Below are 8,126 nucleotides of genomic sequence, written 5' to 3'. Positions count from 1 at the left end.
AAGCAGAACGTACTCGGTTAATGGCTTATCTGGAAGCGAACCGATCCCGGATGCAGTACGGTAGTTTCAGAAATCGGGGTTTGCTGATTGGCAGTGGCCCAATGGAAGCGGCTCATCGCACGGTGATCCAGTGCCGGATGAAGCGCAGTGGTCAACGTTGGACCAACCCGGGGGCTCAGGCGATGCTCAACCTGCGAGTAGCGGCTAAAAGTGGCCGCTGGCAATTAGTCACCAATAACCTTAATAGGTGATAAGTAGTTTTGAAATGCACCTACTCCGTGCCATATCTGCCGCCATTTGCGTAACGTTTATGGCTAATTCGCTCAAAATGTTTAAGGCCCTCAGCCACACAGATCACATACAGCACCACAACAATAGCCACCAGCAGTCGAATCTTTTGCCGATTGTCAAACCCTATCGCTTCCAGGTTGAACCCGTTCGATTTCAAATGCCGAAACAGAGGTTCTGTACACCAGCGAATCCGATAGCGGGCCAGCACCTTCTGCTTACTCCAGGTCGTATTAGTCAGTAATAGCACTAGCGGATCAGTCCCATCCGGCCCATCCTGATGGCAAGTGGCTATAAACTGATAACACCCTTGGCCGATCCGAACGTCTTGGCTAACCAACTTGCCCTGTAAGGCCTTTTTAAGCAAACTACCATAGCTTTCCCCCCCCGCACTAACTTCATACTTATAGTCTTGATGAGATAATCGGATGATAAAAAACAGGCCCAACTCGTCCAAAAATGCAAACCAGTTGCGACCTACATATTCCCGATCAGCCAGTAAGCAAAAGCCTCGCAGGTCATACAGTTTGGAAGCGATCTGTAGCAGCCGTTTGCGTTCCTGCTGATTCGAGTGGCCTTTTTTAGCTAAATCCACCCAACATAAGGGCAGACTAATACCCCGATACACTAGACTCAGTACCAATAACTGAATCTTTGTCTGTCCCCATTGCCAACTGGTGGCATCCAATGTTAGAAACAGGCTTTGGGAACGGCCATCCCATTGACGAATGTAGTCAATGAGCCAGATCATGAGCCATAGCTTCGGCGCTCCGATTCCATAGCTGTCGCTTGGCGATTGGCTCGTCGAAAAAACGAGTCAGTCGCCGGTAGTGGGAGTGAGGCAGCGTTTGGTCATTTTCCAATATCGATCCTATCCCGTTCTTCAATTTGTTGAGGTTGACCGTCTCCTTAAGTAGGATGGCACAGCCCACCAGCACTAGATTTTTCATCAAGGCCGGTCGTAAAAGCCCAGTTAAGTCCTTACTTTTGTCCAAAAGCGAGGAGTAGAGTTTAGCAATGTTCGTCACACAACAAAGCAACAACTTTCCCTCGCTTTTTGCTGTCTCATCCACTTAATGTCCAGTAGTGAGAAACATTTTCCCGTAATGTTGGCAACCTCCCTACCTAAGCCTTATCTAGTGTACTGTTTCAGTAAAAAACGATTCTTTGTATTAGTAATTCGTAGTCTATCTGATCCGCCTGTACTATCGTTTAGGAGCCATGCAACAAAGCCCTCTCACCCTGAAAATGTATCGTATCGGGTTTCGTGGTTATTTTATAAGTAGTCCTGAAAATGTTGCTGTAAAATTTCCTTAATCAGTTCTGGGCTTAATGGTTTTGTTTCAAAGCCCGTTACATCCTGTATTTCCTTTGCCCTTTTTATGTCATCAGGGTTTGCGGATGTTGTTAAAATCATAATAAGTACTTTTGCTTTTTTATCTATGTCTAAATTTTTATATTCTTCTAAAAATTCCCATCCGTTCATTTTAGGCATGTTAATGTCTAAAAATATTATTTCGGGTGGGTTTTGATTTTTGTTTTTGAGATACGCCATTGCTTCTATTCCGTTTACGGCAATATCAATGTGGTTAACAATGTTCATTTTATTGATAACGATCTGATGGTAGTAGTTATCATCCGGGTCGTCATCAACTAATAAAATACAGTTCAGTTTTTTTCTCATAACAGGTTTGTTCTAACTTATTGGAATTGTGAAGTAAAATGTGCTTCCTTCTCCGATTTCTGATTCAACCCATATTCGTCCACCATGCATTTCGATAATCTTTTTGGTTAGAGAAAGTCCTATACCAGTGCCTGCATACTGTGTCCGCAGGTGCAGACGTTGAAAAATTATAAATATTCTATCGTAATATTCTTTCTCAATTCCAATGCCATTATCTTTAATTATGAAAAGAAATTCTTTTCCTGTACTAGTTGCTGAAATATTTACTACAGGGCTAATGTCTTTCTTTCTGAATTTAATTGCATTGATTATAAGGTTTTGAAAAACGGATTTTAAATCGTAACAATTTATAACTGGTAATTTTTCAATATGAATTTTCGCACCACTTTCAGCAATAACCACGGTTAGATCGGCTAAAATTTCATGTACTAATTTGCTACAATCCGTTTCTCGCTTAGCCATATCTTTTCCTACTCTGGAATATTCAAGCAAATCAAAAATCAGGTTTGACATACGGCTTGCTCCTCCACTTATTAAACGCATATACTCATTCATTTCTTTATCGGGATACGTTTCTAATTTTTCGGCTAATAGCTTTGAAAAATTGGAAATGCTCCTAAGAGGTTCTTGCAAGTCGTGCGAGGCAGCATAGGCGAATTGTTCTATCTCTTTGTTTTTTCTTTCTAATTCAATATTGTATGCATTTAGTTTTTGTTCAGCTTTATATTCTTCATTTATATCCTGTACAGTGCCCACTATTTTGGTAACGTGACCGTTAGTATTTAGTATTATTTTACCTATTCCTTGTACAACCTTTCTACTATCATCGGGCAAAATAATGGTAAAATTAGATGGAGCGGTCTCAAATTCAAAAATACTTTTTTCTTTAAATGCCTGTAAGGCTTCCTCCGTATTTTTTTTCATTCTTGCCTTTGTACGTTCAGCATCTTCTGGTAACATACGCTCTAGCGCTTTTTCAAAACTAACTTCAAACCTTTCATTTCCGTATCCATAAACGTTGAACATTTCGTTTGACCAGTGTACTTTGTGAGTGGTCATATCCATCTCCCAATTTCCTATTCTCGCTAATCGTTGAGCATCATTCAGTTTTGCTTCGCTTTGTTCTACTTGTTGCAAATGAAATTCAAGTTCTTCACTCATTGTATTTAGGCGGGTGCAATTCAAAACTACCCGTTTAAAGTTAACTTAGTTGAAAATCTCGCTAACCGCTATGACCAGAGAAGAACTCCACGCGCTCGTTGATGCCCAGTTCGATGAGTTAGATGCCCTTCAAAAAGAGCCTACTTTTCTGGCATACGAGCAGAAATTCGCCCAGGTATGGACAACATTGGGCGGTGAGGTCTTGCAGGCAACCATAGGCCAGCTACCGGATAATCCCCGAAAAAAAACAAATGTCAAACCCGATTTGGGCAAATAGAAATTCCGCGTAATCATCGATTTAAGGCTAAAACAAACGGATTCTTTATCACGCCTTATCTCCAAGGGCTCATGGCTTTAGCTGGTGTCAGTGATGTTTATTCGGCCAGTACTAATTGGTTTAAGGCTTTTCTGGGAATTGATATATCAACAAGTCAGGTTTACCGGGTGAGTAGTGTCCTGGGTCACCAGATTACCCTCGATTTACTGCAAGAGGTCGCCCACCCTGATCTGGCAGAACAGGAAGTCGTTTACGGATCGATGGATGGCAGTATGATTTTCACCGACCAAGGCTGGCAGGAGGTCAAAGTAGGGCGGATCTTTTCGAGCTTGAGCCGGGTAGAAGCGGGGCGAAAAGGCGATACCCAAGCCCGTTTCAAACTGGATAGTTCGACCTATTGCGCCCATCTGGGAAGTAGCCAGGAATTTATCCCTCAATTTGAAGCCAGTTTAGGTACCTATAAAGCGGATCCCGACCGGCTGGTTTTTGTAACTGATGGTGGGGTCTGGATTCAGCAATATCTGGAACAGAACTACCCCAAGGCCACCCACATTCTTGATTACTATCATGCGGTAGAACACTTGGCCGAGTTTAGTAGGCTTCATTTTAAGACGGCTAAAGAAGGGGGTCAATGGCTTGACAGACAGCGAGCTACTTTATTAGCTGAGGGGGTTGATATGGTCTTATCCAACTTAGCCGCCTTACCAAATGTGTCACTTGTGGCCGGTGAGTCACGTAGCAGGGTAGTTGGATATTACCAGCGCAATCGGCATCGAATGCGGTATAGTCAGTTTCGGGCTCGGGGTTTACAAATCGGTTCGGGTCCCATGGAAGCTGCTCACCGGACGGTGGTCCAGTGCCGGATGAAACGAAGTGGTCAGCGGTGGAGTGATGAAGGAGCACAAGCCATGCTCAACCTGCGGGCAGCCTTTAAAAGTGAGCGATGGAATTTGGTGACTGAGCGGCTAAGTCAACTTTAAACGGGTAGATTTGAAATGCACCCTATTTAGGCCAACGGCAATGGCATCGAGTTCATCACCTCTCTCGCTTAAGATAATCTTTTCAGAAAAATCTAATTGAGTGATTTTTATGAGCGCATCCATTATACTAACAATTCTTTTCTCGTTTTCCTGAATGAAATTCGTTTTGAATTCTAACTCTTTATCAGCTTGTATTCTTTTTTGTATACTATTAAAAAGTTCTACTGTCATATCATTAAATGAAGTTGTCAGTATGCCAATCTCGTCCTTTGAAAATACTTGTGCTTTTACACTAAAATCTTTTTGGGCAATACGTTTTGAAGCACTCGTAATTTCATTCAACCCTTTTGTAATTCCTTTAACAATAAAATAAGTGAGTATCAGCCCGCTGAACTCAACGGTTAATGCGATGGCAAGTAACAATTTTAAAATAATTTTTTCCAACCATCGCGCACCCTCTCCCAGTGTGTAAGAAAATTCATTTTCGAGTATGGTAAGTTTTTGATTAATGGGGTCTATGTTCTTTACAATCTCATCTAATTTATTTTGAGATGAGGAGGATGGAACTAGCTGGCTGATAGGAAGGTTTATTTCTGAATGTATTTTTTTGGCAATGGGTATTAACTGGCTAATACCGGAATCTGCTTCTGTCCAGATCTTTATTGACTTACGAATATAGGATATGTTATGAAATCTTTGGAATAAGTTAATCATGCCATCAATATCGTCAGGATGGTTACCACCTTCTAGTAAACCCTGTCGGGCAATCGCCAAATCAGGGTTTTTCTTCAATAATTCCATTAATGTTTTGTGATCGCCCAGGGGCACTTTCATGAAATTATAAAATGCGTTTTTATCTTCCTCATTATGGGTCTGGTAATATTTGCGCAAATGATAGATGGCATCTTTTTGAGATTTTGACCATAATCCTTCAGCTCCGACAAAAGCCCTTACCGACGAAAGTGTACTAACAGCGAAGTAAAGTGTTCCGAGTTCAATGGCAATAAGAACGGCCATAATGCCCACCACAGAATATAATTTCTTTGCGATAGACTTATTTTTAAACCAGCTGAAAAGAGAAAAATTTGCCATTATAAAATTGATTTTATAAATAGTGCTTCAACCATTCTTTAGCTTCAGTTTCATCCGTAAACATTTTTACAGGATACGGTTGTTTTTTTATGCTAAAGAACAAATTTGCAGCCATTTTTCCCACGGCAGATCGTGAAATTATTGCTACTGCTTTTGCAATTTCCGGCATTACTTCGGCAGCATAATCACGCATTTCTTTGTTAGCAGGAGTCGAATCCGTGCTGTCAGAAAGCAGGCAAATTTTTTTTCCGCCTGTTATTTTTTTAAATTCCTCCATCGTCTTCTTTGCTTCTTCTACCGTTTGTCGAGGAACTTTTTTAGCAATAGAGCAGAGAATTCCATTTTCATCAAACCACATAGTTGATGTTGGCAATTCATAGACGTCAATATTTTCTGGTAGCACCATATTTCTAAGTAAGAATCAGTTTTCGTCGCTTAGGCGTTAAATATCAGCCAGTAGGCTGACTATCAATAGGTTTAACTCAGCTATGTTATTGATCTCAATCAAGAACAGTAAAGAATAATCACCTACCTAAATACTTACCTTTTGTTGTAGAAGTGTGTATATGTAAGTAGCGTTGTAGTGACAAGGTGTTACTGAAGCGTCTAGTAGGAAGGGGCCTGGATTTTTACGATCTATCGTTGGGGTAGCTGACATATTCAGGGTATATCCGCCACATAGAGCCTATAATAATTTGTTAATCAATTAGTTATACATATTCAACCCCTAGTACGGGGTTATTTTGGCAAGTAGAGTACATTGGGAGGTCGCCGCATCGGCACGGTCCGCCGTTGCGGGACCGTGCCGATGCGGCGACCTCCCTAATTTATGGACAACATTTTAAAGATGGATGGTTCTTCCGGATCGTGCACGATCCGGAAGAACCATCCCAAAACGTACCCCTAACAGTCAAATTTTGGTTGCAACTACAATCTCATGCAAGATTGTTCATGAAATTTGCACTAACTTTGCATTACAAAGTACTTTCAATTAAAAAAACAATAGATGTCAATTAGCGATGAGTATCTCTTCCAAACTTGATGCACTACACTGGCAGGTGAAGCGCTACCGATGGCTTCAGTACTTTGCTATCTTTAATCGAATAGCCCTAGCCGCCGGTTTTTTGCCTGCGGGTTTGGTTAAAATCACGGGTGAGCGATTTGCCAGCGGATTAGCAGTGAACCACCCGATGGGTCATTATTTGGAAGCCCTAAACCATACTAGCTACTATTATACATCGATTGGAGTTGTGCAGGTCCTATCAGCCGTGCTGCTATTGATACCTAGCACAGTAACAATAGGCGCATTTCTTTACTTTCCTATTATCTTAAACATTTGCATTCTAACCTATGCGACGCGTTTTGATGGTTCGCTTTTCACTGCGCCCTTGATGGTGTTATCTAATTTATATTTGCTTGGTTGGCATTATGACAAGTGGAAATATATTCTTCCTTTTAATCGTCTGCCACTTTCTAATGGCTCTACCCGGAGCAGAACGCTTAACAACAAATTTCCAATTTCTTTTTTTGCCGGTGTGCTTGCTGCTGTTGTCCTTTGCGTAATAGGCATCCCAAGCCTTTACAGTATTAGGCCTCGCAACACATTGGCACAGTGTAAGAAGCAATTTAATGGTGGTAACCGAACCAAGGCCGGTTACGATTTCTGTGATTGCATTCACTTACACGGCCAACCACTTGATAGTTGCTTGAATAACTACAATCAGGCTCCTAGCGACGTTGCTTTCCCACGTTAGGGGTAGCTGACACATTTGGGGTAAATCCACCACGTAACAGGATTAATGTATCAATCTGGGGGTAAATCCCTCGCCTTTAGGCGAAGACCGCTCAGGCTGCCCTGTTCAGTTTTACTCTTTGGAGCAGCAGAAAAATCACTACTCGTTTTGTTTTTGTTTCTTTAGTCGGCTTCAGCCGAAAGCAAACCCATCGGTCTTTTAGCCGATGGTAGTTTAGTTACATAATTCGTCATCTGGCCTTTCAATTACATAATTCGTCATTTGGCCTTTCAAGCGAGTATGCTACCAAAATCGGATGAAGGGTTCAAAAAGTCACACTTTTTGAACTCAAAGTAGCTAAGCTGGTTATTCCTTCTAGATATCGCCAGATTGATCATGTGACGGATTTTACGGTCGGCCGCTGCCGTACGAAACGGCAAACACACCCTAGGTGGAACATTTCGTACGAATGTGGGCCACCCCCNAATGTACAAATTTTTAATTTAAAACATTAAATATTTAATGTTTTAAATTAAAAATTTGTACATTAGCGGCCAAACTAAATCATATTAGTATGAAAACCTCAAAACTGGCAGTTGGCGTTCTTTTCCTGTTGTTAGTGTGTTCTGTGTTTGGCTTTGCTACTGCCGGATGGCGAACCATTAACTATGCCCTTCGGATGCAACTGCCGTTGCACGCACTTTGGTTTGGAGTGAAAACGATCTGTTTTGCGGGCATAGTTGCGATTGGNCTTAGTTTACTTCGCTTATTTCGTCAGTACACTCAGCAAGGCTACTTCGATAACCGAAGTGTCTCAATTGTCCGCTTTATTGGCTTGGTAACGGTCGGAGTAGCTCTAGCTAACTCCTTTCTTCATGGATTGACTAACCAGGTCATCTCAGTTCATGCAA

The 8,126-nt window shown here is 41.6% G+C and carries 9 protein-coding genes and 1 pseudogene; 4 read left to right on the top strand and 6 right to left on the bottom strand.

What is annotated here, in order from left to right:
• Nucleotides 1–251, top strand: a pseudogene (locus B157_RS38935) (ISLre2-like element ISRsl1 family transposase); the annotation flags it as partial.
• 20 nt (nucleotides 252–271) lie between these two features.
• On the opposite strand, the gene B157_RS0109215 reads toward B157_RS38935, so the two are convergent.
• From B157_RS0109215 to B157_RS34830, 4 genes are all read right to left on the bottom strand, one after another.
• Nucleotides 272–1,039, bottom strand: a complete 768-nt coding sequence (locus B157_RS0109215; protein WP_020603055.1) for a transposase — start codon at nucleotides 1,037–1,039, stop codon at nucleotides 272–274.
• Nucleotides 1,023–1,238 (bottom strand): hypothetical protein, encoded by a 216-nt coding sequence (locus B157_RS0109210; RefSeq protein ID WP_157618351.1) that lies wholly within the window; start codon nucleotides 1,236–1,238, stop codon nucleotides 1,023–1,025. The genes B157_RS0109215 and B157_RS0109210 overlap by 17 nt, the downstream gene beginning before the upstream one ends.
• A gap of 326 nt (nucleotides 1,239–1,564) precedes the next feature.
• The gene (locus tag B157_RS0109205) at nucleotides 1,565–1,972 is read right to left on the bottom strand and encodes a response regulator (RefSeq protein ID WP_020603053.1); all 408 of its coding nucleotides are present in this window, start codon (nucleotides 1,970–1,972) and stop codon (nucleotides 1,565–1,567) included.
• Nucleotides 1,973–1,984: 12 nt separating this feature from the next.
• Entirely contained in the window at nucleotides 1,985–3,133 is a 1,149-nt protein-coding gene (locus B157_RS34830; protein ID WP_020603052.1) for a sensor histidine kinase, read from the bottom strand.
• A 70-nt stretch (nucleotides 3,134–3,203) separates the two neighbouring features.
• On the opposite strand from B157_RS34830, the gene B157_RS0109195 reads away from it, so the two are divergent.
• Together B157_RS0109195 and B157_RS37355 are read left to right on the top strand one after the other, a co-directional pair.
• Nucleotides 3,204–3,410: a hypothetical protein gene (locus B157_RS0109195; protein WP_020603051.1), complete on the top strand. Its 207-nt coding sequence runs from the start codon at nucleotides 3,204–3,206 to the stop codon at nucleotides 3,408–3,410.
• Between the two features lie 71 nt (nucleotides 3,411–3,481).
• Nucleotides 3,482–4,390, top strand: coding sequence for a UPF0236 family transposase-like protein (locus B157_RS37355; protein ID WP_020603050.1), 909 nt, complete (start codon nucleotides 3,482–3,484; stop codon nucleotides 4,388–4,390).
• Here B157_RS37355 and B157_RS0109185 read toward each other — a convergent pair.
• Together B157_RS0109185 and B157_RS0109180 are read right to left on the bottom strand one after the other, a co-directional pair.
• Entirely contained in the window at nucleotides 4,376–5,482 is a 1,107-nt protein-coding gene (locus B157_RS0109185; RefSeq protein WP_020603049.1) for a methyl-accepting chemotaxis protein, read from the bottom strand. The two genes, B157_RS37355 and B157_RS0109185, sit on opposite strands and share 15 nt — an antisense overlap.
• A gap of 13 nt (nucleotides 5,483–5,495) precedes the next feature.
• Nucleotides 5,496–5,888: a DUF7793 family protein gene (locus tag B157_RS0109180; protein WP_026308600.1), complete on the bottom strand. Its 393-nt coding sequence runs from the start codon at nucleotides 5,886–5,888 to the stop codon at nucleotides 5,496–5,498.
• Nucleotides 5,889–6,501: 613 nt separating this feature from the next.
• Here B157_RS0109180 and B157_RS0109175 point away from each other — a divergent pair.
• On the top strand, nucleotides 6,502–7,236 hold the full coding sequence (locus B157_RS0109175; RefSeq protein ID WP_020603047.1) for a hypothetical protein: 735 nt from the start codon (nucleotides 6,502–6,504) through the stop codon (nucleotides 7,234–7,236).
• Nucleotides 7,237–8,126 lie beyond the last annotated feature (890 nt).

It is taken from the genome of Spirosoma spitsbergense DSM 19989, assembly GCF_000374085.1.
GTDB lineage: Bacteria > Bacteroidota > Bacteroidia > Cytophagales > Spirosomataceae > Spirosoma > Spirosoma spitsbergense.
This window is presented reverse-complemented; position numbering and strand designations above follow the sequence as displayed.